This window comes from Streptomyces mirabilis (assembly GCF_039503195.1).
GTDB lineage: Bacteria > Actinomycetota > Actinomycetes > Streptomycetales > Streptomycetaceae > Streptomyces > Streptomyces mirabilis_D.
Genome location: NZ_JBCJKP010000001.1, coordinates 6,861,960 through 6,885,880 on the forward strand (window position 1 = coordinate 6,861,960; position 23,921 = coordinate 6,885,880).

The window sequence follows — 23,921 nt, forward strand, 5'->3', positions numbered from 1 at the left end:
CGCTTAAGCTCCATGAAAGAGGGGGACTTGTGAAGGTCGTTGTGCGTGCCTGGCGGGGGGTCAGGCGGGGGGCTCGGGCGCTTCATTGATCCTGCAGTCACACACGAGGAGACCCGGCTGCACCCCGCTGGAGCTGGCAGGACCACTCCCGCGGCGCGGTCCATGCAGGGTCGATGTCGAAGGCTTCCGCTTCCAGGGCAGTCGGCCGCGCCTCAGTGGCTTGAGGTCTGGGTCCACCCTGAACATCGGCACGTTGGAGCGATACGTTCGGCTGATCCCTGCAATGAATGCGCGATGCCAGCCTGTAAACCCGATCGCTGACATCAGGACGCGCTGGTTGCAGAGCGGGTTAGGGCCCCAAGTCATCGACCTGCACTGAGTTGGACGTTCGGACGCCGGATGACCACGGCTCGTCCGCCAAGGCCACAAGAACCGACCTGTCGGTGGCTGTTCTTACTGTCCGCAGCAGGCCCGACGGCGTGCGATGAAACGCATTAGCAGAAACAGGGCGATCGTAGTTCAGGAGCCACGTAAATGCAGGGCTGTCAGCGGTGCATCGTGGTGACAGCAGTTGAGGCGGTGTAGTCGTGATGAACAAACGTGCCGAGTGGGTCCCCGACGCCGGGTTGGTCCGCGAGGTTGATGACCTCTTCGGGCGGGCGATCGATTCGTATCGTGCGAATCCGAACCTGATTACGGAGCACGCCAACCAAGAGGAGTCCATCCGGGTCGGCGGTTACTCGAATCGCACACTTCTGGAACTGGTGCAGAATGCAGCTGACGCCATGTCGGGGGCTGCCGAGCACGAGGAGGGGGCAGGGCGAGTCGAGATCGTCCTCGATCTTGACCGCCAGACACTGTACTGCGCGAACGCCGGCCGTCCGTTCTCCCGAAGCGGCCTCACCACGCTGGCCCATGCGCATCTCAGTGGTAAGCGAGGCGACGAGATCGGGCGGTTCGGACTCGGCTTCAAATCGGTGCTCGCGGTCACCGATAGTCCACAGGTGTTCAGCCGATCGGTCGCCTTCGAGTTCAACTCGTCAAAGGCGAAGGCGGCGATCGCGACGATCGGGCCCGCCTCCAAGAGACTTCCGATTCTGAGGACCCTGACCCGGATCGACGCGGAGGTCGAGTTCGTCAAGGATCCGATCCTTGCCGAGCTGGCGGAGTGGGCGGTGACGGTAGTCAGATTGCCGCATGCGACGAGGCTGGAGAATCTCAAGAAGGAGATCGAGGAATTTCGGTCCGAGTTCCTCCTCTTCGTCAACTCGGTGCGTGAGATCCGGCTCCGGGTAATCGGAGCCGACGCGAACTTCGTGACGAGTCATGTGTCGCGGGAGCTGGGGGACGGCAGGTTTCGGATCGAGCGCCCAGACGGTGACCACGAAGAGTGGTATGTCGACAACCGAATGCATGCACCGAGCCCCGAGGCTCGGATCGAAGTCGGCGAAGCGGTGTCACGTGACCGAATGAAGGTCACGGTTGCGATGCCGGCACGCTTCGCACAACTGAGAACGGGCGAGTTCTGGTCGTACTTCCCGCTCCAGGACAGGACATCGGCGTCCGCCCTTTTCAACGCCCCCTGGAGCGTCAACGACGACCGCACCACCCTGCTTTCGAACACGTACAACCGGGAGATCCTCGTGACTCTCTCGGGAATGTTCCTCGACATGCTGCCGAAGGTCTCGTCCGTCGACGATCCGGCAGCACACCTGGACTACATGCCGGCCCGTGGCCGTGAGACCCACTCGTTCGGCGACGAGATCCTCTGCGCCCATGTACCGCAGCTCGGTTCCGAGAAGGCTCTGATCCCCGACGCGACCGGCGTGCTACGCACGCCGCCGGAGCTCCGTCCCCTCGACTTCGGCGTCAGTGAGGCTTCCGAACGTGACCACGAAGAGTGGATCCAATCGCCCCACACCGACGACGCCGTGCCGCACTGGCGTTGTTATGCCAACGGTCAGCAGCGTGTGACTCGCTTGAGGGCGCTCTACGTGTGCAGCGTCTCCCCCGCCTTCGCCGACTCACGGCCCAGAGATGATTTGAAGGCGTTGGAGAGGATCCCCAAGCGAGGTGTCCTGTCCTGGCTGCGTGAGTGGGCGGAGGGGCCCGACGTGGCCTCTGCAGCGAAGGCGCTCGATTTCGTGCTGCGCAATTCCAACGGCTTCGGTCCGGCGAAGGTCATACCGACGACCGGTGGCATGTTGTCCATCAAGGACCGTGACCGGGTCTTCCTCCATCGTGCGGAGGATGTCGACATTGAAGGAGCGTGCTTCGTCGATCCGGACTTCCTGGCCGTTCCTGGCGTCGAAAAGAAGCTCGGGGACAGAGGCTTCCGGGACCTCGATCCGCTCTCGATGTTCGAGGCCAGGATGGCCAGGCTGTCGCCGGAGGCCGAGGACGACGAGCTCCCGAAGTTCTGGGACGCTGCCACCGATGTGCCCATGGCACAGGCCCAGAAGGTCGTGGCGGGCAACAAGGCGGGCGCTCTCAAGGTTCCGACACGCGAAGGTGGTTGGGCTTCACCCACGTACGTGCTGGACATCGACGGCCTTGGCGACGGCGCTCCCGATCGAGTTCTGGACCGGACGAAGTGTGTTCCCCAGCTCGCACACGCGGCAGGCGTCATCACCGAGCCGGTCGGCTCGTACTCGCTCGAGGACGAGGTCCACTTCGAGGACTACTGCCAGTACGTGCTGGACGAGGTGAACCGGAGGCTTGGGCCCGGAGAGCGCCTCGTTGAGCAGGTCGAGTTCGACAGGGGGGACGGCCCCGGTCCCTTCTCGGTACTCCTGATGTTGGAGGACGCGGGCGCGTCCGAACTCGTACGCGAGCGGTGGACGGAAGGACTGCTCAGGCTCGACCAGGCAGGTCACTGGCTCTGCACGGACATCGACACGGGGCTCAGCCACCGGGTCCTGTCCCCTGTTCGATGGGCGGCTGGCCGAGCCGGCCTGCTGAAGTCGGCTCGCGGCTACCGGACTCCCGACCGCGTTGTCTCCGCGTCTCTCGTCGAGTACGAGGCCCTGCTGCCTCTCTTCCGAGGGCCGCGCCACGTCGAGGACGCCCTGCAGCTGCCCAAGGACCTGGGCGAGGTCCCTGTGGAGGTCCTGCGTGAAGCGCTCGAGGCGGAGGTCACCTCGCAAATCAGCAACGTGGCCCTGACGGGATTCGTCCTCACCGCGAGTCGGTTCGCATTCCCGAACGGGCATCCCATGTTCATCCCCGCCCGGGTGGGACGCGTCATCGAGAGGAGGCGTCCCGATGCGGTGTACTTGGCGACGACCGAGGAGGAACGCGAGTTCCTCACCTTGAGGCAGAAGCCGTACCTCAAGGTGGATGAGGGCGAAGCGGACGAGTTCGTCGACGTGGTCGGATGCCGACGGTTCGAGGACAGCTTCTCCTTCTCGCTCTTGGTCGACGGCCAGCAGGTCGAGGAGCGCGTCATCGACCTGTACACCGGACTGCGTTCTACGTTCGTCGAGGACAAGGTCACGAACGCGACCGTGGCGAAGGCCGTCCAGATCACGAAGCGTGTGACCACAGAGGACGGTGTCGAGGACCAGTCGCTCGAGTGGCATTGTCAGGGAATGACCCTGGTGGTCCAGGCAGAACTCGACGAACGTCGTGTCCTGCAGATCGTCAACGAGGCATTCGACCTGCGCCTGTCGAACACCGAGTTGAGCGACATCCTCCAGGCTAGCGTCGACCAACATCTGGAGACGCAACGGCAGGACGCCCGGGCCGCGTCCAGTGACGTGGAGCGGCTGGCGATCTACATCGGTGACGACACGCTGAAGGAGAACCTGCCGAAAGGGCTTTGGCAGGCGCTTGAGGGCCAAGGCCTGGTGGACGGCTCCACGTCTGTCGCCGAGCTCTTCCTGACTGTCTACGGCAGCGACTCGATCAAGCTTCTCGCGGAGGAGTTCAGCGCCGAGGGGTACACGGACGTTCCCACGACATGGGCCGGGGGAGCGTCGACCGTCGCCTGGCTTCGGAAGATGGGGTTCGGCGCCAAGTACGCCGGCCGTCGCACCCGACACCAGGACGATGAGTTCGTCGTGCCCGGTGCCGTGAAGCTCAAGCCCCTGCACGACTTCCAGGAGAAGATCAGGGAGGAACTGGAACAGGTCCTGACGTCCCGGGGACGGGACGGTCGTGCGCTCAAGGGCATGGTGGAGCTCCCGACGGGAGCCGGGAAGACCCGGGTGGCCACCGAAACCGTGCTGCGGCTGTTCGTCGACGGCGACGTGAGCGGGACCGTGCTCTGGATCGCGCAGTCGGAAGAGCTCTGCGAGCAGGCGGTCCAGACGTTCGGGACCGTCTGGCGTTGGCTCGGGGACGAGCGTCCGTTGACGATCGGCCGGCTCTGGAACACCAACGTCGTCCACGAACCCGACACCGAGTTCAGCGTGGTCGTGGCCACCGACGCCAAGCTCGACCGGGTGGCCGACACTCCTGAGTACGAGTGGCTGAGCAGGGCCTCCGCGGTGTTCATCGACGAGGCGCACCGGGCCGGCGGGTCGAAGATGTACACGAAGATTCTCAGATGGCTCGGAGTCGACGGTCGTAGCTGGGAACGGCCCCTGGTGGGCATTTCGGCGACGCCGTTCAAGGGCAGCGGCGACGTCACCGAGCCGACGAAGGAACTGGCGGCCCGCTTCGGGCACCACAAGATGAGCGCCTTCGACGGCAACGCCTACCCGGAGCTGTCGAAGAGAGGTGTCCTCGCCAGAGTCCGACATGAAGTGCTGGACGGCGTGAAGGTCGCGCTGGAGCCGGACGAACTCGCACAGGTGCGGTCCCTGCGCAAACTCGAACCCCAGGTCCTCGACCGCATCGGCCGGGACCAGGCCCGCATGAAGATCCTCGTGGACGACATCCTGAAGCGGGATCCGGAATGGCCGATCCTCGTGTTCACGCCGAACGTCCTGTCCGCCCAGGTCCTCGCCGCGACACTGCGTTACCGAAAGGTCACGGCCGAGGCGGTCAGCGGCCAGACCGGACGGCAGACGCGCCGTGACGTCATCGAGAGGTTCAAGAGGAACGAGATCAGGGTTCTGGCCAACTGTGACCTGCTGATCCAGGGATTCGACGCGCCCGGCGTCCGGGCTCTGTACATCGCGAGGCCCACGTTCAGTCCCAGCGCCTACATCCAGATGGCCGGCCGCGGTCTGCGTGGTCCTGAGAACGGCGGCAAGGAGGAGTGCCTCATCGTGGACGTCGCTGACAACTTCGGCGCGGTCAACGACTTCCTCGGATTCCGTGCCTACGAGGGCCTCTGGCGGAAGCAGGGATCATGATCGTCATACCGGATCTCGCCGACATCGAGACGACCACCACCAGCAACGCCGAACGGCGGGTGGCCCGACTGCTGCGAGCGATCGACGGCCCTCCCGACGCCGTCGCCTTCCACTCCGTAAAGCTGCGGAGCCACGCGGTCAAGCAGCAGGGGGAAGCGGACTTCGTCGTGCTCTGGAACGGCGTCGTCGTCATCGTCGAGGTCAAGGGCGGGGGCGTCAGGAAGTACGACGGCGTCTGGTACTCCATCGACCGCCACGGTGACTGGAAGAAGTTGCGCGAGTCGCCGATGGACCAGGCGCAGTCGGCGATGTACGCGCTGCGCGACATCCTCCGGGAGGAAGGGGTCGGTTGGTTCGCGACCGAGGCCGTTGCCCTCACCCCCGACATAGACGCGCCTCCGGCAGCCGTCGAATGGAAGGGAAGCCACTGGTGGGCGAAGGAGCAGATGAGCATTGCCGCACTGACGGAAGCCTTCGAGAAGGTTGCCGGCGAGGCGAGGCTCGCTCCCAACGGAGTCAGAGTCTCCCGGTCCGAGACTCTCCGGGCGCGCCTCTTCGGTGAGTTCACCAGGATGCCCGTCATCGATGCGCAGCGGGGCGCCGTGCTGGAGGAGCAGAATCGAGCGACTGAGGGACAGGCCAGGGTCTTGGCCGCGCTCTCCCGGAACCCGAGGATGCTCATCTTCGGTGGCGCGGGCACCGGGAAATCCCTGGTGCTGGCGGAGGGCGCGAAGCAGGAGGCGGGTGAAGGGAAGTCGGTGCTCATCACCTTCCACTCGCCCGCCCTGGTCGACTTCTTCGGTCCGCGGATCGAGGGCAGAGACATCGATCTCCTTCCGTTCGCGGACCTGTCCGGTGACAAGCAGTACGACGTCGTCTTCGTCGACGAGGCACAGGACCTCATGAACGCCGAGGGCATGGATGCCTTGGACGCTGTGATCCGCGGGGGTCGAGAAGGCGGCCGGTGGAGGATGTTCCTCGACCCCAACAACCAAGCACGCGTCGACGGCGAGTTCGACGCGGACGTATGCGAGTTGGTACAGCAGGAGGCGCTCCAGTACGACCTGGACCGGAACGTGCGCAACACTCGTGCGATCGTCCACGTCGTGCAGGAGTACCTCGGCGCCGACGTCGGGGACCCGGGCATCGTCCATGGCGACCGAGTGGAATGGCGGTGGTCCGACGGGACAGCCGGTGTGTCCGCGGCCGAGACCGTGGCTCGAGACCTCGTGGCCAACGGGGCCCGTCGCCAGGACATCTGGATCATCAGTGTGTCCGAGGACGCCGAGCCGCGCAGAAGCGAGGCCGGATTCCTCGTGACCAACCCCCGCTATGCCAAGGGGCTGGAAGCAGAGCACGTCATCGTCTGCGACCTGCCCCAGGAATACAAAGACCGGGCACTCGCCGCGTTCTACGTGGCCGTCACGAGGGCGCGGGTCACGCTCCACGTGGTCGCGTCCAAGAACGACAAGAAGCGGCTCCAGGAACTTCTTCGAAAGCAGGTTGGGAAGTGAACCTCACAGCGGCCCAAAAGGAGGCCCTCCACCATCTCCGAGCCTCCTACGTGGGGCCCGAGGCCGGAGACGAGGAGGTCACCGCGAACCTGCCTCACCGACAGTACGCCGTCGGCATGCTCTTCCCCGTCGCAGCCGAGGCACGAGGCTCTCACGGCGACGGGAACACGTACGAAGAGGTATCGGCCGATGTCCCCGACGGCGACGGCGATGTCGAGGAGAGCGGGGCTGGGGCCCCCCTGGCCGAGGACTGGAAGCCCTCGTCCGTCGCGCTCTCCTTCGTCACCGACGGCGACTCCGTCGACGTCGACTTCTCGTGCGGTACGTACGCCGCTGTCGAGGGAGACGGGCCGCCCAGGTGGCGGCGTACCCCGTTCTCCGTCGACGGCCTCGACCTCCGGCGAGGGAAGGGGCCCGAGCGCCTTTCCGTGGGCGGAGTCTCGGTCGAGATCGGGTCACGTTGGCGCGGCTTCCAGGGCGACTCGTTGGTCACCGTCCACGTACGGGTCCTGACCGAATCAACGGGCGACGACCGACTCGACATCCCTCGGACGCTGTTCCAGGTCCACCTGGCCGCCGCTCCCTCCGCCGGGGCGGAGATCCTGGAGTACGACACCACGCGCTCGATCGACACCGACCCGGAAGCCGCCGAGCTGCGCCTGCGCTATCGCAACCGAAAGGTCTACGCGGTCGGGCACGGAATGGCCGCGGACTGGGACTTCGCGGAGGACCGTTGTACCAAGGTCTTCCTCGAGCCCGTGCCGGCCTTCGTGGTGCCCGCCGTCGAGACCACGGGGTTCGACGAAGGGACGGCCGAGGCCGAGGCCTTGGAGCTGGGGCACCTCCAGCAGATCGACAAGAATCCCGAAGCGGTCTTTCGATCGTTGGACGCCTTCCTCGAGGCGTTCGCCGGCTGGGCCTCCCGACAGATGGAACGGGCGGAGGCATTCAGCGACGACAGGGCCGTGGCCGTCCGCATCGCCGAGCGTTCGCAGGACGCCGTCGACAGGATGAGGGAAGGCATAGACCTCCTCCGGGCGCCGGGACGACAGGACCTTCGAACGGCCTTCTCCCTCGGCATTGCCGCCATGCGTCTTCAGATGCGGCAGGCGTCCATCAACCGCGGGAAGCCGGAGGAGCAGGTGTCGGAGCCGCGGTGGCGACCCTTCCAGCTCGGCTTCCTGCTCGTGTCGCTGGCCTCCACCGTCGATGAGGGGCACAAGGATCGGGACCTCGTCGACCTCATCTGGTTCCCGACCGGTGGCGGCAAGACTGAGGCATACCTGGGTCTCGCCGCGATCGAGGTGTTCCGCCGACGGCTCGCTCACGGCACTGCCGGCGGGGGAACCGCCGTCATCACCCGCTACACCCTGCGGCTCCTGACCTCTCAACAGTTCCAACGGGCCGCGGCACTGGTCTGCGCGATGGAGCGGCTGCGGGCCACGGACGACCGGGCGAAGGGCATGGCGCCGTTCTCGATCGGTCTGTGGGTGGGCAACGAAGTCACCCCCGGCACGCGAGTAGACGCACGTGAAGCACTCAAGCGGCTTCAGAAGGCCGCGCGTCCGGAAGAGGCGAACGAGTTCCAGGTCGAGAGCTGCCCATGGTGTCTGACGCCCTTGGTGCCGAGGCTCAGGAGCGACAAGCCAGAGGACTACGGCATGCGCCTGGAGGGCGTGGACGTCGTGCTCCACTGTGTCGACGCGTCGTGCGACTTCGCCGGCGAGCTTCCGCTCGCTGTCGTCGACGAGGTGCTGTACAAGGAACCGCCCACGATCCTCCTGGCCACCGTCGACAAGTTCGCGCGTCTGCAGTTCAAGCCGGAAGCAGGCAGGCTGCTCGGTCTCGGGACCACCTTCAGGCAACCATCCATGATCATCCAGGACGAGCTGCACCTGCTCTCGGGGCCGCTCGGAACCACCGTCGCCGTCTTCGACGCGGTGATCCAGGTCCTGCTGAGCCGGTCGGGCTCCAGCCCCAAGATCGTGGCCTCGACGGCCACCATCCGCGCGTCCGAGGAGCAGGTGGAGGGACTGTACGGGCGTGAGGTCGCACTGTATCCGCCATCGGGACTCGACGACGACCGGACCTTCTTCTCCCGCCCGGTGGAGAGCGGAGAAGGACGTCTCTACGTCGGCCTGATGCCGCAGTCGGTCTCGCAGCCGTCGGCCGTCATCGCAGCCGTCACCCCCATGGTGGAGATGCCGGAGGCGCTCGCCGCCCGCGCCCCGTCCGCCGCGTCACGGGACGCGTACTGGACGCTGGTCATGTACCACAACAGTCTTCGTGAGCTCGGACGCACCGGGACGCTGGTCATCGACGACGTCAACGGTCGTCTGGAGCCCCGAGCCGAGAGACTCGGCTTCCCGCTGCGGCCCGTCAGGGCGGGGAAGGTCCTGGAACTGACGAGCCGTCGCGGAGCCGAGGAGCTGCCGAACGATCTCCGCGCGCTAAGGGTCAGGGCCGACGAGTCGCCGGAGGCCGTCGACGTGGTCCTCTCGTCGAACATGCTCTCCGTGGGCATCGACATCCCGCGGCTCGCGCTGATGCTCATGGTGGGGCAGCCGAAGACCACGGCCGAGTACATCCAGGCCACGAGCCGTGTCGGACGTGGAGACACGAAGGGCGTCGTCGTCACGCTGTTCCGGTCGGGAAGGGCCCGTGATCGGTCGCACTTCGAGACCTTCCGTGGCTACCACGAGGCCCTCTACCGGAGCGTGGAGCCCACGAGCGTCACGCCGTGGTCGCTGGCCTCGCGCGAGCGATCGCTCGCCGGCGCGCTCGTGGCGCTGCTGCGGCAGTCGTTCACCACGCTTGCCCCGAAGGAAGCGGCGGGTCGGTTCGACCTCGGGGACGACAGGATTCGCGATGCGGTCGATCGACTCGTGGAACGGTTCCTCGGCTACGTCACGCGCGCCGACGGTCTCGAAGCCCCGGAAACGCGCTCCGCCGTATGGAGCCTCCTGAGGGATTGGGACCGACGGGCAGCCCAGGCACGGGAGTCGGACGAGCCTCTGTACTACCAGCGGACGAAGAAAGACCAGGCAGCTTTGTTGAAGAAGTTCGGCCAGCCCGGCGAAGGGTGGCTCGTCGCAGACTCGATGAGGTCCGTGGAGCCCAATGTGGCGGTCGAGGTCCAGGAACCGCAGGAGGAGGTGCACCATGGAGAAGATCAAGCATGACCTGCGCCTCTCCGAGACGATCTCACCGTTCGGGGTGGGAGCGATCGTCGACGTGCGAGGCGAGTCGCTCATGGCGCCGGACACGTCCTGGTGGGACAAGAAGTTCACCCATGAGATCAGCTGTGAGCGTCTGATGGCCCGCCTTGGTGCTGGTGTTCTGAGACAACCACCCGCACATGCGGGCCGGGCCGCAAAGGAAACCCCTGCGCTGCCGTACTGGCGCTTTCCCGCTTGGCGGTTCTGCGAGCGCTGCGACAAGCTCTCGAAGCTGACCGGTAGGAAAAAAGGCAAGTGGAGCAACACCTGCGACTGCGGCGGCGCGCTCGTACCTATGCGATATGTCGCCGTCTGCGAAAAAGGCAGCCACATCCAGGACATCAACTGGTTCCAGTGGGCACACCGTGGGCGTGCGGCGAGCCTGAACGAGGCGGTCCGCTTCTGCCGTGACTACAAGGCGCTCAGGTTCCGCAAGCTGGCCACTCGTGGCGAAGGCCTCGCGGCCCTGGTGGTGAAGTGTCACGGGTGCGGGAATGAGCGCAGTCTCGCTGAACTCGTGACGAAGGGGGCCCTGCACCGCGACGGGATTCGTTGCGCGGGACGGCAGCCCTGGGAGCCGGAGGCCTCCGTCAAGAGGCCTTGCCCGTATGAGCTGGTTGCGGTGCAGCGTGGTGCCACCGGCAACTACATCGTCGAGAAAATCTCGGCTCTCGACATCCCGGAGGAACGCCCGCAATCCGCGGAGATGGCCGACAAGATCCGTGGTCACATGCTCTTCGGGAAAGTCGTGACCGACAACGGCGGACCCCAGTCGGAAGTGTTGGCGCAGCTGATTGCCGACGATATCGGAGTGACGGCGGAAACCGTCCTCGGCGTCGCGGCGGGGGAGGAAAACCCCGCGAGTGAGCTGCTGCTCGACCTGAAGGACGGTGAGTGGGCGGCGTTCCTGAAGAAACTCGACGAAGGGCGCGACCGCACGGGAAGCGACTTCGTCGTCGACGGGAGAAGCCTCGAAGGGCTCGCGGGACCGCAGAGCCTCCTCGCCAAGATCAGCGGCATCGGACAGGTACGCCGGGTTCGGGAGGTCCGTGCCCTGCAGGGGTTCCGACGCCACGACGCGGAAGCAACGCTGATCAACGCCGATTTGGGGGCGGACCAGTCATATCGGCCCACCTATCCGGCGATCGAACTGTTCGGTGAAGGAATCTTCCTGCGGTTCGACGAAGAGAAGCTCGCCGCATGGGAGGCACAGCCGGGGGTGCAGGCACGCGCCGGCATCCTCAAGACGAGAAGGGCCGACTCTCCCTGGGCCGGCCGCCTTGACGTGCCGGAACCCAGGTACATCGCCCTGCACACGCTGGCGCACCTGCTCATCCGGCGGCTGGCGTTCGCCAGCGGCTACGCGTCTGCCTCGCTGCAGGAAAGGATCTACGCGAACTCCGACCGCACGGACAAGACCGCCGGGATCCTGATCTATACCGCGGCAGGGGACGCCCAAGGGACTCTCGGCGGTCTCGTCAGGCTCGGGGATCCCAAGAAGCTGATCCCACTCCTGGTGGCCGCCCTGGACGACGCGGACTTCTGCTCCAACGACCCAGTCTGCATCGAAAGTGACCGTCAGGGAGCCTCACAGCTGAACCTCTCAGCCTGCCATGGGTGCTCCCTGGTGAGTGAGACCTCCTGCGAGACCGGAAACCGGCTGCTGGATCGACAGCTGGTCCTGGGCGGAAGCGACGTGAGAGGACTGCTGGACGACGTTCTGACGGACGTCCGACGGCCCAGGTGACCCTGCGGCCCCGTAGCGCATGCTTTGGGGCCGCAAAGCAGCGATCCTCGGTCACTGCCAGGCGGGATCTGTCACCGTCGCTCCGGACCTCGAGGTGCTGATCAGCCTGTCCACGGCAGCCCCTATGGTTTTCGCTGGCCGACGGGTTCGATCTACTGCGCTGCACTGCTGCGACAGTTCCGGAGGCCCCGTGTGCCTCACTCGTAAGCGTTGGTCAGGTGAGTGCGGATCTCCCGACTAGCTCCGTCTGTCCGCATATGGTCCGCAAGCTGTGATGACGCTTTCGAGTGCGACCACGCTTAAACAGCAGCGACGCCGGCACCCCACAAAGACATCTGTACCGGTTCGGAGTCGCCTGGTGTCTGACTTCCGGACAGGGCTGACTTGATGCTTTGCCCGATCGCTTGTGCGAGCAAGGGTGGGACCGCATTACCGATCAGCCTTGCGCCTTCTTCTCGATTTCCAAGGAAAACGAAATCATCCGGAAATGACTGGAGGCGCGCTCCCTCGCGAAGAGTGATAGTCCGATGCTCTTCCGGGTGGCCGAACTTGCCGCGGGTGAAGCTGTCGAACCGCGCCGTAATCGTCACCGCTGGCTCATCCCACGAGAGGCGTCCGTAGGTGTCTAGATGACGATGGTTGCCCTGGTGGCACGCAAGCTGGAGGTGCTTAGGAAGGTACTCTCGGCCGCCCCCAGGGGGGACGTGTTTGATCCGTTCGATGTTGAGGTCACTCAGCCTAGCTTCCCTGTAGTGGTTCGCTATTGATGGATGACTAGACCCATCTTCTGGTGGCGACGGAAGATCCCGGATGGCGTCCCCCACTGTGCGTGGAGATTGGGTAATCGCTGCAGGCCAAGAGAAATGCGTGCCGGCGGGAAGTCCTACTAGAAATGCTCTCCGACGTTTTTGGGGAACGCCATATTGAGAAGCATCAAGAATTGTCGCGTGAACCTGAAAACCTAGGTCCTGTGCGGCCTCTTCCACGGCCCGCAAAATGTGCTTCCCGCGCACGCTCTGGATGGCAGCGACGTTTTCCATAAGGAATGCACGAGGACGCATCTCTTCGAGCCAGTCGAGATATCGAAGAACGAGAAGATTCCTTGGGTCCTCTCGCTCTCCTCTACGCTGAAGGGAAAAGCCTTGGCAAGGAGGACCGCCAGCAAGCAAATCCACTTCGCCGCGCTTTAGTCCAGCAAGGTCGAGAAGCTCACTCCCGCTGGTAGTAGCGGCATCGAGTGTTTCGGCACGGCATGACAGATTCTTGCGATGCGTGTCTATGGCGACCTGGCTGTTATCGAAAGCCAATCGAACCGAATACCCGGCGCGGGTAAGCCCTAGGCTGAGTCCACCTGCGCCAGCAAATGCGTCAATTGCATTAAGCGTCACTGGGTCAGCAACCCTCCGCGCCTGCGGATGCCGGGGATCAGCACCGAGAAGCTACTACCAACTGGCTTGTCGGCCACCTCAAAGAGTCCTACCTCGGATTCCACGGGCGGCATGCCCGCTGCGATGTGTTCACCGAAAGCCTGAGCGGCTAGCGGAGGCACCGCATTTCCGATCTGCTTGTAGCGGTCGTCGAAAGGCCCCTTGAACTGCCACGTCGCGGGGAATGTCTGCAGAAGCCCGGCTTCTCTTGCTGTCAAACCACGGTCCTGCTCAGGATGAGCGAATCGCCCACAGCTAGGAGTTCGGCATCGAGCAGTGATGGTAGGTGCCGGGCCGGACCAAGGGAGACGCCCGTACACATCGGTATACCCACCGTGGGACCCACGTGTGCGATCCAAGCACTCCGGACCGACCCCCGGTGGACGCGAGCCGCCATCATGAGGGACTTGCTTCAGAATCTCGATCGTGGATGGCCGGTGACGCGACGTGACGTGCATCGGATCATCAGGATTCGCCTCGCCGCTGGAAATATGGGGCAGTTGGCCAATCCATTCCTTGACGGTGGCGAACGTCTCTGGCGTGTTTCGAACCGAAGGAAACGTTGGCATTTGATGCAGAGACGCCAACACTACGGTCCGGAAGCGTTCTTGTGGAACACCAAGCTGAGCCATATTCATGATCCGCGCTCGAACGCGGTAGCCAGCTTTCTCCAGCTTCGAACGAAATTCGTCGAACAAATCCCATGAGCGAGCCGAGACAAGGTCAGCGACATTCTCGACCATAACGACATCTGGCTTGAGTGTGACCGCCAAATCGCCGAATACGCTGAAGAGTTGGTTTCGCCCCTTGCGGTCGCCACGTGTTTTGACGTGTGACGAGAAGCCCTGGCACGGCGGTCCTCCAGAGAGGAGGAAGGGTCGGGCTCCGACTGACTCGCGGATCTGGGCGGCCCACGAACGCCGAGCGGCAGGGTCCTGCAGTGTCAGCAGGTCCATATCGTCCGGTGTGTGGCCGATGTTGGCAGCGTAAGTAGCGTTGGCCCAACGGTCGTTGTCAGCGGCGTAGACCGCCTCAAACTGGCCTGTTGCTGCCAGGCCGGCCGACATGCCGCCACAACCGCTGAAGAGGTCGGCGTATGCCCAACCGGGTTCACCCTTGTCCATGGGATAGATCCTAAGAGCTCGGTCTGACAGCGCGGTCTCTGGCGCACCATCCGAGACCATCGGACCTCGAGGGTGAGCCGGTACAGCCATGGGGACATGACGGTGTGTTGTGAACACAGCATGCCTCACCGATCATCCCGACGTGAGCTAAATCACTGCGCTAGTCTCGCGGTCCACTGACCGATCAGGTCGCTCATCACGTCTGCTCGTGTGGGATCCACTGCGATGACATCCACAGAGCACCCCGTGCTGATACGGCCTAGTCTGCGGATGCCTGGCGGGCCATGCAGAGCTGGCGCTACGAGTGCAGCAGCGTCGGCCGAGAAGGCTCCAGCGTGAGAGATCAGCTGATATATAGCGTCTTCGGTGACCTTTTCTCCTGACTTCCTATACTTAGCATCAAGTAGTCCGGTCCTAGTTGCGCCACGGATGACGATGTCTGGATCGGCTCTTTTGGCTACAGGTGCTGGTTCTCCCTCCATTGCGTGAAACAAGGGAATTTTCTGAGATTTCCCGTCCGTCACCGTACAGTCGGTGGGAATCGAAGTCCGGCAGATAGTGCGCACGGCTTCTTCGAAGATTCGGTCAATGTTCACCCAAGCACTAAACGGCGAATTTCCTGTATTTCGGAAGTTGAACGGCACGCCGCGGATCAGAGTCCTTGCTACTTGCAGGGTCTCTTTCAGGCTTGCGCTGATGTTAGGAGGAGGAGATGTAAGTGTTGGCTCGAGAAGCATTTTTGCTCCCGAAAGCATTTGGATGCATCGCTGTACTGCCACTCTTTCCTCGTCGTGCTTATTCAGCAGATGCTCGGCCCGGATGCAAGCAGCCAGAAGGTACCTGTTTATCTCTGTATCTTCGGTTAGATTGCGGTAGCGTATTGCCAGCAGGTCGTGTCGCCCGCGACTCCACAAATTGCGGACCGTCTCGCCGACATGGATCTTGCCTCTGACGCGATTACTGTAGGCAGAGGTTGCGGTGTACTGCTTCTGCGGTCCTAGCGCCAACTCCCTCTCGATCATTTCGGAGAATGCTCGTGCAACGGAAGCGAGTGGAGGCAGCGTCGAACCGGGTTGGGCTGCTTGTGAGGATTGCCGCCGGCCGCTGGAGGAAAGACTGAGACACGCGTCGACAGTTCCAGGAATCATCTCTTCGATAGTAATAATGAGGTTTTCGTGGACGACGAGAGTGCCGGCGTAGGGGCCGATCTCGAGGTCGTACCCGAAACGATTTGGCCTCACAGAAGCGACTCTTCCTTGAACCCAAGAAAGCTGAGAAAGCTCTTCGAAGGAGTATCCAACCTCTTCATGCGTGAGTTGAACGCGTCCGTACGTGGTGGCTCTCACATCTCTTCCTTGGTTGCCCCGTTATAGGTCGCGTTTCTCCAGACGTAACCATTCTCGATCTTTTCCGGATTGGGGTATGTTGTGATACCGCCCCGGCGAAGGAAGTATCGTAGGGATTCGTTCCAAAGATCGTGCAGGTCATGTTCGTCGCGCATGCCAACGAATAGACCATGCCCGAAGGGGGCATCTGCTGGCAGGCCCTCGAACCACTGCACTACTTGGCCTCGGAGGTCATTGGCCATTCCTGACTCGGTCAGGATTGCTTCGAGAGCATCGCGACTGGGCGGAATTTCAATCTGCCTCAGCCTTCTTACCAATGCGTCGTCCATGTTGATGACGCTTCGGTCGGCAGGATTCATCGTTGCTATGATCACCAGGTTTGGAGCGATGGATACCCGTTTATTCAGTCCGGGGACTAGGAATGGGCGGTTTCTGTACTCGATGTAGGTGAGGAGTTCGCCTAGGACATTGGCGACGTCGGCTCTGCTCAACTCGTCGACGATGAGAACGTGCGTCTTATCTGGAGACGCCAGAGCTGACTCGTTTATCTGTATAAGGGCCCCGGGTGAAGGCTCAAAACCGCCGCCGTCGCTGGGGGCGAGTCCGCCCACGAACTCCTCGTAAGTGAATGCGGCATGGAATTGCACGGTCAAAATGCGCGTAATGTCTCCTTCCGACAAGGCCATGGCAACTTCCTGCGCCACTCTTGTTTTTCCAGTCCCCGCTGGTCCGACGAGCGCCACGATCTGACGATCTCCATAGCGGCGGCATTTCTCGACGATGAGGTTTCGGAACTTATCGTCGGATTGCGCCAGAACGAGTGTTGGCTTTTCTGGCATTTTTCCAAGCCAACGCACGTACTCCCCTCGGTCTTCAAACTGACGTGGCGCGGAGGAAGCCTCAATCGTATCGTCGATTAGTGGGATGAATTCTGGGTTGAGGTAGCGGTAGCCATCCGGTCGATCGCGATATTCAAGCAAGAGATTTTTGAAGGCTGCACGGGAGAACCATGTGTCTAGCCTGTCGGACTGATTGGCCCCCTTGTCGGGACGACGAGGACCGAGAAACCGATCCATGATTACAGTGTCGTTTGGATCGTAGCCAGCCTGCGTGCGAGCATCTGCAATCTTAGCGATTGCTGGATCGATTTCTGATTCTTTCAGGCAGGTCGTGAGACATCGCCCCATTTCTTCCCAATGTAGTTTGTTGTCTAGTTTTCTCATCGCACGCCAGATCGCCAACAAGGGCCTGATGTCGGTTCCCGGCGGATAAGAGTCCCGTGTGAGGGGATTTGCGAGTTGGTACCTGGCGAGGCTAGGGGCCACCATCTGGGCCAGCTGAGCGCGGTAAGTGCCATAGACCTGCTGGCTAAAGTCATCGATACGCTGGTATTGTTCATTCAGGAGATCTAGTAGGCTTCTGCCAATATCTGTAGACTCCAGCGCGCCGCTTTCTTCGTATAGCAGGCCGATTCCACGGAACAATGCCATGTATGTTCTGAAGCGCTGGTCTGCTTGATCTTGCAGTTCGGGCGCAACCTGCTTACTTCTGATCTGCAGATTTTTGCGCACTTCTTCGTAAGGCGGTGTCCAGCGAGTTCCCGATGAACTCAGCATCGCGTGAAGGGCGGCTGCACCTACATCAGCTGGACGTGCCGTGGCACGTAGGTCTGGTACGACATCGCGTCCCGAAAGGTCCCAGTGTTCTTGCATGGAGGTAGGTTGCCATGCGGAGGATCTTCGTGTGGCGGGTTGCTGAGTACCGAAGCCGTGAGCTGAACAGAGCGGCTTGCGCGGCTACTTCTACCTAGTAGTCGATGTTGGCGGCGAGTGATCACAGCTCTGCATGCGTCCGTCGCCCCCGGCAGCCTGTGGACCTGAGATAGCGGGTGGCCCCTGGCCTGGCTAGAGGAACGTGATCATGTATGCCCGCACGACCACAGAGCAGGCCAGCACCCCGCTATTGACTCCAACGCACCACCTTGTCCGGCTCCCATCCCGTCTGCCGTCGGCCCACACACCGTGGAGCGGGCGTGGTTCAGGGCGTCAAGGTGGAGCGCGCCACTGTACGAACGACCTTGACGCCCTGGGCCGCGTCCGCTCGGCTCTGCCTGGGTCGATGGCGGACGGGATGGGAGCACCCCGCGCACGCCACTGACCGGCCGGCACTCGCGAACGGCGTCCCCGCCATCTCGGAGCCTGAGCGCCCCCGCTGGAGGCATGTTCTGACCGGGGCACTCCGTGTCCAGGTCTCTACATGGGCCGTTGCTTGCTGCGGCCCCAGGGGCCGGCCCCGGCGCCGAAGGCGCAGAGGGGTCGGGCCCCAGGGGCCAGCCCGCGCTTGCGCGGGCACTTGATGAGGTAGAGAAACCTGTAACAGGTCAGCTCACGCCGCATCGGTCGGCAAGCTCCCGGAGCGTATCGGGCACGCGTCGGCCCGATAGCTGAATTAGGTCGCGGATGATCTCGCGGGCCAAGTGGTGATCGCGAATCTGCTCAGGCGCGAGGGTCTCAGCTTCCAAGAGCGCAGCGGTCGCCTCGCCGACGTGTCGGCGCTGCGCATGGGCCCGTGCCACGTCGAGCAGGAAGCGCGCTTGACGTTCGGCTGAGAGCCCGCCGGCGTCGACTTCCGTCGCGATCTCCAATGCCAGTCCGGCATCCCCCAATTCCACGGCTGTGCTTACCGCGTGGAGCCTGACGTTTGTGGGGCCGAACTCAGTGTCGAAGTCGTTCCGGTCCTCGCCCAAGCGGGTGGCGATCTGTCCTGCCCGGTTGAGGTGAGCGTGTGTCCCGGGTCGGTTGCCCTCCCGTGCGTTGATCACGGCAAGCACAAGGTTCATGGCGCCGAGAAGTGACAGTTCCTCCGGTGGGCAGGCGGGGTCTTCTGTCCGTGGGTCCAAGACTTCAACCGCCGACTTTGCGGCTTGTTCGGCCTGGTCCATGTGCTGCTGCCGCATGAACGCGTGAGCCATGCGAAAGAGCCCGGCCACCACCTCCAGAGGCTGGCCAGCCATCTCGGCCGCTTGCAAGGCGCGGTCTGCGGCTACCCATGCGGCATCGGCCTGGTCCTGCCGGGTGAAGCTGGCGGCGGCTGCCTGGTAGCTCCGCGCCCTGAGTGAGTGCAGCTCGACGCGATCGGCTGCCGGCGCGTGGCGTACCGCGACTTCGATGGCGGGGAGCAACTTGGCGAGGTGGTCGCTCAAGGCTGCAAAGCTCGACGCGTGCACGTACTCCCACGCTTGGTCAACGAGGTGGCGGAACTCGGCAAGCGCGGGCACAGGGGAACTCGGTCCGCGGTCGAACAGGCTGCCCAAGGCGGGATGGCCCGTGAGGGCGACGCGCAGGCCGTCTAGATCGTTGCTTTCCGGCTCGGGTGTGTGGTCCACGAGATCCGCCGGGGAGAGAGCAGCGTCGGGCCGAACCTCCCGTACCGAGACGCCCAGTGCATCAGCGAGGCCTTGGAGGATCGCCAGGCGTTCAACGGGCTGCACGCCGCGTTCGACTTGGGACACCCAGCTCTCAGACCGCCCCATGGCGGTGGCAAGGTCGGCTTGTGACATGCCTGCTGCCCGCCGCAGTTCTTTAATTCTCTGCCCGGTTGTGGGTGGGAGGGTGCTCACTTCGTGGCCTCGCGCGGGTACTTGCCGGCGTACGGCTCAAGCCAGTCCACGTCAGTCTTCTCGACGTACCGCGTGCGCTCGCTCAGGAAGCGCAGCGTGTGCGGCTGGCGCTCGTGCTCGTCAAACGCTGCCCGATCAGCGTAGATCTCGAAGAAGATCCGCTCGTTGGGCGCCCCCTCGACTGTGTGGCAGGCGTAGACCAGCGTCCCCGGCTCGTGCGCCCGAATTCCCGCTTCGGTCTCCTTCACCAGGGCATCGAAAGCGTTCTCCATGCCTTTACGCAGGGTGAATCGGACAAAGAGAGCAAAGTTTGCCATAACTCCTCCTTCTTCCCGCGCCCAGTCTCGCAGAGTCAGAGTTTTGCTGCTAGTCGCAGGTTTTCTGTTGACCCGCAGAAAAACTGCGAGTAGCTTCGGGAGTGTCAGAGAACAAGGCACCCCGGACTGCGTGCCATCCGCCAAGATCACAACGCAGTCCGGGGCTCATCCCACAAGAGGAGAACTCCATAATGCCGTCCTTCAAGATCGATGTTTCGACCGCTCTCGTGTTCGTGGCGACCGCGCCTGAACCGAAGGTGATCAACAAGGAGACCGGGCAGCTCGCGGTCGACAAGGTGACCAAGGCGACGCTCTACACCGTGGGCCTGCTGGTCTCCGACGAGGGTGAGGGCAACCTGTATCAGGTGGCCGTGCCGGAGACCGGCCTCCCGGAGGGGCTCGTGCCGGGTATCCCGGTGAAGGTGATCGGCCTGAAAGCGCGGGACTGGGAGAACGAGTTCAACGGGCAGAAGCGGCACGGCATTTCGTTCCGCGCGGTGGCCGTGACGGCGGTGGCCTGAGCCATGGCTGATCTGTCCCTGTGGCTGGAGGCGTCGGGCGCCTTAGCGGGTGCCGGTGGTCTCGGCTACGCCAAGTTCCGCGCGCCGCGCGTGTACTGGTCGTTTGTCGGGCTGCCGGCGGCCTGGGGTCGCTTCACCCTGTCGTACCGCTCGACGATGGATGTGTGCGGGCTGACGGTGCAGCCGTCGGGTCTGCGGGCGTTCATGGTTCGCAACGTCGCCCGGCGTGAGGTTCCGCCGGTGCCGCCGCGGGTCCGCCGGGTCCGGGGAACGTCCACCGGTCTGCGGGTCACGCTGCGGCTCCCCGCGGGCTTGGAGCCGGCGGACGTGGTCGCCTCCTCGGAACGGCTGCGTCACGCCTGGGGCGTGCACTCGGTCACCGTGATCGAGACGAAGCCCGGGTTCGTGGAACTGCGGATGACCGGGTACGACGTACTGCGCCGGGTGCGGATGCCGCGCAAGGCACGGCCTCACGACGTGATCGTCCCGGTGGCGCTGCGCGAGGACGGGACCGCGTTCGTCCGCGACTACCGCAAGGTCCCGATGGCCCTCACGCTGGGCGCCAACCAGTCGGGAAAGTCCATGTTCCAACGCAACCTGGTCAAGGGCCTGGCCCAACTGCCGGTGGCGCTGGCGGGCATCGACTGCAAGCGCGGTGTCGAACAGTCCGCCTATGCGCCGCGCCTGTCAGCCCTGGCCACCGATCCGGACCGCGCCGCCGCACTGCTCGATGTCCTGGTGGCAGAGATGGAATCCAGGTTCGACCTGCTGAGCCTGTATGGAGTCTCGGACCTGTGGGAGCTGCCCGAGAAGGTACGGCCGGTGCCGATCGTGCTCCTCGTCGACGAGATCGCGGAACTCTTCCTGATCTCCTCGAAGAGGGATGAGGAGCGCCGCGAACGGTTGGTGACGGCGCTGATCCGGCTGGCGCAGATGGCCCGTGCCGCCGGGATCTACCTGGAGATCTGCGGGCAGCGCTTCGGCTCCGAACTCGGCAAGGGCGCCACCATGCTCCGTGCCCAGCTCACCGGGCGTGTGGTGCACCGCGTCAACGACAAGCAGACCGCCGAAATGGGCCTCGGTGACGTCGCCCCCGAGGCGGTCCCGATGGTCACGACGATCCCGCCGGACAAGCCTGGTCTGGCGGTCGCCGCGGACTCCTCCGGTGGCTGGTCCCGCATCCGTACTCCGATGACGACGCAGGCTGAAGCCACGGCGGTGTGCCGGGAGTTCGCCCACCTGGTCCCGTACCTGCCCGCGCTCGACCCGTTCCGCCCGCACGTCCCGGCCGGCTCGACGCCGCAGAGCGTGCCGCCGCTGGTCAAGCCGGTACCGGTCCCCGAGTAGCACCCCCTGTTCCACCCCGGTGGGCGCGACCGCTTCGCGCCAGGTCCCTACCCCCTCCATGCCCGAACGCAGAGAGGAATGACCGATGCCCGCCTCGATGACCTTCCACGGTGACGCCTCCAGCCGGGTCCGCCTCCACGACTACGGCACCGAGCGCCTGCCGATCCTGGCGCTCGACGGGGACGGCTACTCCCTGAGCATCTCGGTGTTCGACAGCCGGCCGATCGTCGACCACCAGGCGTTCGCCGAGAAGCTGGCCAAGGCCGCGGCCGACTACCTCGCGGCCGTGCAGCGCTACGCCGCCGCTCTGCCCACCGACACCGAGACCAGGCAGGTGAGGTGAGCGGCATGTGCGAGCACTGCGAGGACTTCCACCGCACGGTGCTGATGCTCGGCTCCCTGGCCCTGTACGCCGACCAGTACGGCGCCGACCACGCCTTCGTGGACGCGATCGCCCCGTCCATCGCGGCATCCCTTCCCGAGCCCCCGCCGGGCCTGTTCCCGCCCGGCTTCGACCCCACCGACGGCCCCGAGTACCCCGACGAGGAGTGACCCGTGGCCACCAAGAAGACACCCCCGCGACCCGCCCCCACCGCGGCCCCGGCTCCCCCGAAGTGCGGTCCGTGCGACGGCACCGGGGAGGTCGCCACCACGGTCCACGTGGGCCGCAAACGCCGCACCGTCGGCAAACAGGCCGGTATCTGCCTGGCCTGCTTCGGCACCGGCGAAGCCACCACCGACTGAACCGCCGGGGCCGGGCGGCCGGACACCGTTCACCGCCCGCCCCCGGCCCGACCCCCGCGAAGGAGGTGAGGACATGTCCCGCTCGATCCGCCCGGACGCCGTACTCGTACAGGCCGTGATCGCCGGTGCGCTGTCCTTCGCCCACCTGCACGACCTTGCCGATGCCGCCGGGCAGACCGGATGGAAGGCATGGGCCTACCCCATCAGCGTCGACCTGCTGCTCGTGGCCGCATGGCGCCGGCTGCGGACCGCCCGCAAGGACCGATCGGCGTGGACCTGGTTCGTGATCGCCCTGTTCGCCTCGCTCGGCGCGAACATCGCCACCGCCGGACTCCTCGACCTGCACGACGTCCCGGCCTGGCTGTGCATCCTCGTCGCCGGCTGGCCCGCGCTCGCCTTCCTCGGCGGCACCCTCCTGGTCCACGCACCCGCCGAACCCCGTACACAGCCTGTGGACGAACCGGCCCTGACCGAGGTCGACATGCACCGCGCCGACACCCCGGCCCCGCCCGCGGCCCCCGAGCTTCCGCCCGCACTGCCCGAACCCGCCGCGCCTGCGGTGACGGTGCCGGCCGCGCTCCTGGACCACGCCCGAAAGATCGCCGAAGCACACCGCGCCACGACCGGAACCCCGATGGCCGCGGACGCTCTCTCCACCCGGCTCGGACTGCCCGGCCCGATGTCCGCCGCGATCGCGGCAGAACTCCAACTCACCTGACCAGAAGGGACAGACATGCCCGTCTACCGGCGCTTCCGCAACCTGATCCGCATCGGCCCCGTCGAGGTCGGCACCTACTTCGACGGCCGCGGACGCAACCGGCACACGGCGGCCTGCACCGCCCCCGGCTGCGGCTTCTCCACCGACTACAACGACCGCGCCGCCGCCGAACTCGCCGCCCGCACCCACCGCTGCCAGCCCTAGGAGACCCCGATGGACGTTCCGCTCTGGCTCGCCCTGATCGTCATCGGCTGGCTCGGCGTCAAGCTCGCCCGCCCGCCCTGGTGGCTCGTGGCCGTGCTCCTGCTCGGCGGCTACCTCCTCGCCCACAGCTTCCTCGGCCCCGCCGTCGGCACGGCCATCAAGTAACCCCACCCGAAGGGAGAAAAGCTCGTGTTTACCCCGAAGTACCCGACCCCCGACACCGCCCCGCCCCCCATGCCAGCCCCGGCCGCGAACACCCCGGTGACCTCGGCCCCCGCCCCGGCTCCGGTGGTGCAGGCCCCGGCGCGGCCCACCGTCCAGCTCACCCCCGGCACCGTCGTCGCCCTCGTCGGTGGCGGTACCGCGGTGGTCCTCGTCGTGGGTGCGGTCCTGGTCTCGATGCTCCTCGCCGTCGCCATCACGGCCATGTCCGTGGCCCTGTGCGCGGTCGTCCTTCGCTCGCTCCTGAGCGACGTCAACAAGCAGCGCTAACCGGCCCCCGGAGCGGCCTCGGTCGCCAAACTTCCGCCGCTCCGGGCGCCTCACCACCTTCCAGATCCAACGGACCCGAAAGGGAAGCCCCATCATGCCTCAGCACGCCCAGAACACGCCCGTCTGCCGTGACTGCGACGGTTTCGCCACCGCCGCGATCACCACCGGCACCCGCAACCGCGACGGCTCCCGCGCCACCCTCCGTGTCGCCTGCCGGGCCTGCAAGGGCACCGGACGCATCGCCCCCGTCGCCGTCCTCGCCCGCGCCGGGAGGTGACCG

20 protein-coding genes are annotated in these 23,921 nt (G+C 64.7%); 14 read left to right on the plus strand and 6 right to left on the minus strand.

From position 1 onward, the window contains the following. Nucleotides 1-590: 590 nt before the first annotated feature. From AAFF41_RS31695 to drmB, 4 genes are read left to right on the plus strand one after another with little or no spacing between them, the layout of a single operon-like run. A complete protein-coding gene (locus AAFF41_RS31695; protein WP_425526257.1) occupies nt 591-5,303 on the plus strand; it encodes a DEAD/DEAH box helicase in 4,713 nt (1,570 codons plus the stop codon). Continuing rightward, nucleotides 5,300-6,817, plus strand: coding sequence for a nuclease-related domain-containing DEAD/DEAH box helicase (locus AAFF41_RS31700; RefSeq protein WP_343325013.1), 1,518 nt, complete (start codon nt 5,300-5,302; stop codon nt 6,815-6,817). Before AAFF41_RS31695 ends, AAFF41_RS31700 begins: the two co-directional genes overlap by 4 nt. Continuing rightward, nucleotides 6,814-9,999 carry a helicase-related protein gene (locus AAFF41_RS31705; RefSeq protein WP_343325014.1) on the plus strand — a complete coding sequence of 1,062 codons (3,186 nt, stop codon included), beginning with the start codon at nt 6,814-6,816 and terminating at the stop codon, nt 9,997-9,999. The genes AAFF41_RS31700 and AAFF41_RS31705 overlap by 4 nt, the downstream gene beginning before the upstream one ends. Then, nucleotides 9,980-11,782, plus strand: coding sequence for a DrmB family protein (gene drmB, locus AAFF41_RS31710; protein WP_343325015.1), 1,803 nt, complete (start codon nt 9,980-9,982; stop codon nt 11,780-11,782). The genes AAFF41_RS31705 and drmB overlap by 20 nt, the downstream gene beginning before the upstream one ends. Before the next feature lie 299 nt (nt 11,783-12,081). Here the strand turns inward: drmB and AAFF41_RS31715 are convergent, their stop codons facing one another. From AAFF41_RS31715 to AAFF41_RS31740, 6 genes are all read right to left on the minus strand, one after another. Beyond that, nucleotides 12,082-13,170 carry a DNA cytosine methyltransferase gene (locus AAFF41_RS31715; RefSeq protein ID WP_343325016.1) on the minus strand — a complete coding sequence of 363 codons (1,089 nt, stop codon included), beginning with the start codon at nt 13,168-13,170 and terminating at the stop codon, nt 12,082-12,084. Further along, nucleotides 13,167-14,333 (minus strand): DNA cytosine methyltransferase, encoded by a 1,167-nt coding sequence (locus tag AAFF41_RS31720; protein WP_343325017.1) that lies wholly within the window; start codon nt 14,331-14,333, stop codon nt 13,167-13,169. The genes AAFF41_RS31715 and AAFF41_RS31720 overlap by 4 nt, the downstream gene beginning before the upstream one ends. A gap of 152 nt (nt 14,334-14,485) precedes the next feature. Continuing rightward, nucleotides 14,486-15,679: a 5-methylcytosine restriction system specificity protein McrC gene (locus AAFF41_RS31725; RefSeq protein ID WP_343325018.1), complete on the minus strand. Its 1,194-nt coding sequence runs from the start codon at nt 15,677-15,679 to the stop codon at nt 14,486-14,488. Continuing rightward, entirely contained in the window at nt 15,676-17,295 is a 1,620-nt protein-coding gene (locus AAFF41_RS31730) for an McrB family protein (RefSeq protein ID WP_343325019.1), read from the minus strand. Before AAFF41_RS31730 ends, AAFF41_RS31725 begins: the two co-directional genes overlap by 4 nt. Before the next feature lie 764 nt (nt 17,296-18,059). Continuing rightward, a complete protein-coding gene (locus AAFF41_RS31735; protein ID WP_343325020.1) occupies nt 18,060-19,298 on the minus strand; it encodes a helix-turn-helix domain-containing protein in 1,239 nt (412 codons plus the stop codon). Beyond that, the gene (locus AAFF41_RS31740; RefSeq protein WP_075031197.1) at nt 19,295-19,615 is read right to left on the minus strand and encodes a putative quinol monooxygenase; all 321 of its coding nucleotides are present in this window, start codon (nt 19,613-19,615) and stop codon (nt 19,295-19,297) included. Before AAFF41_RS31740 ends, AAFF41_RS31735 begins: the two co-directional genes overlap by 4 nt. Nucleotides 19,616-19,806: 191 nt before the next feature. On the opposite strand from AAFF41_RS31740, the gene AAFF41_RS31745 reads away from it, so the two are divergent. The 10 genes from AAFF41_RS31745 (at nt 19,807) to AAFF41_RS31790 (ending at nt 23,918) form a co-directional block, all read left to right on the plus strand. Next, nucleotides 19,807-20,136: an SCO3933 family regulatory protein gene (locus AAFF41_RS31745; protein ID WP_343325021.1), complete on the plus strand. Its 330-nt coding sequence runs from the start codon at nt 19,807-19,809 to the stop codon at nt 20,134-20,136. A 3-nt stretch (nt 20,137-20,139) separates the two neighbouring features. After that, nucleotides 20,140-21,483 carry an FtsK/SpoIIIE domain-containing protein gene (locus AAFF41_RS31750; RefSeq protein WP_343325022.1) on the plus strand — a complete coding sequence of 448 codons (1,344 nt, stop codon included), beginning with the start codon at nt 20,140-20,142 and terminating at the stop codon, nt 21,481-21,483. A gap of 85 nt (nt 21,484-21,568) precedes the next feature. Then, nucleotides 21,569-21,826: a hypothetical protein gene (locus AAFF41_RS31755; protein WP_343325023.1), complete on the plus strand. Its 258-nt coding sequence runs from the start codon at nt 21,569-21,571 to the stop codon at nt 21,824-21,826. A 5-nt stretch (nt 21,827-21,831) separates the two neighbouring features. Continuing rightward, nucleotides 21,832-22,035, plus strand: coding sequence for a hypothetical protein (locus AAFF41_RS31760; RefSeq protein ID WP_343325024.1), 204 nt, complete (start codon nt 21,832-21,834; stop codon nt 22,033-22,035). A gap of 3 nt (nt 22,036-22,038) precedes the next feature. Further along, nucleotides 22,039-22,227 (plus strand): hypothetical protein, encoded by a 189-nt coding sequence (locus AAFF41_RS31765; protein WP_343325025.1) that lies wholly within the window; start codon nt 22,039-22,041, stop codon nt 22,225-22,227. A 73-nt stretch (nt 22,228-22,300) separates the two neighbouring features. Beyond that, the gene (locus AAFF41_RS31770) at nt 22,301-22,945 is read left to right on the plus strand and encodes a DUF2637 domain-containing protein (RefSeq protein WP_343325026.1); all 645 of its coding nucleotides are present in this window, start codon (nt 22,301-22,303) and stop codon (nt 22,943-22,945) included. Nucleotides 22,946-22,960: 15 nt separating this feature from the next. Beyond that, nucleotides 22,961-23,149, plus strand: a complete 189-nt coding sequence (locus AAFF41_RS31775) for a mobile element transfer protein (protein WP_343325027.1) — start codon at nt 22,961-22,963, stop codon at nt 23,147-23,149. A 9-nt stretch (nt 23,150-23,158) separates the two neighbouring features. Next, nucleotides 23,159-23,314, plus strand: coding sequence for a hypothetical protein (locus AAFF41_RS31780; protein WP_343325028.1), 156 nt, complete (start codon nt 23,159-23,161; stop codon nt 23,312-23,314). Between the two features lie 24 nt (nt 23,315-23,338). Further along, the gene (locus AAFF41_RS31785; RefSeq protein WP_425526179.1) at nt 23,339-23,641 is read left to right on the plus strand and encodes a SpdD protein; all 303 of its coding nucleotides are present in this window, start codon (nt 23,339-23,341) and stop codon (nt 23,639-23,641) included. Between the two features lie 94 nt (nt 23,642-23,735). Then, nucleotides 23,736-23,918, plus strand: a complete 183-nt coding sequence (locus AAFF41_RS31790; protein ID WP_343325029.1) for a hypothetical protein — start codon at nt 23,736-23,738, stop codon at nt 23,916-23,918. The last annotated feature ends 3 nt before the right edge of the window (nt 23,919-23,921 follow it).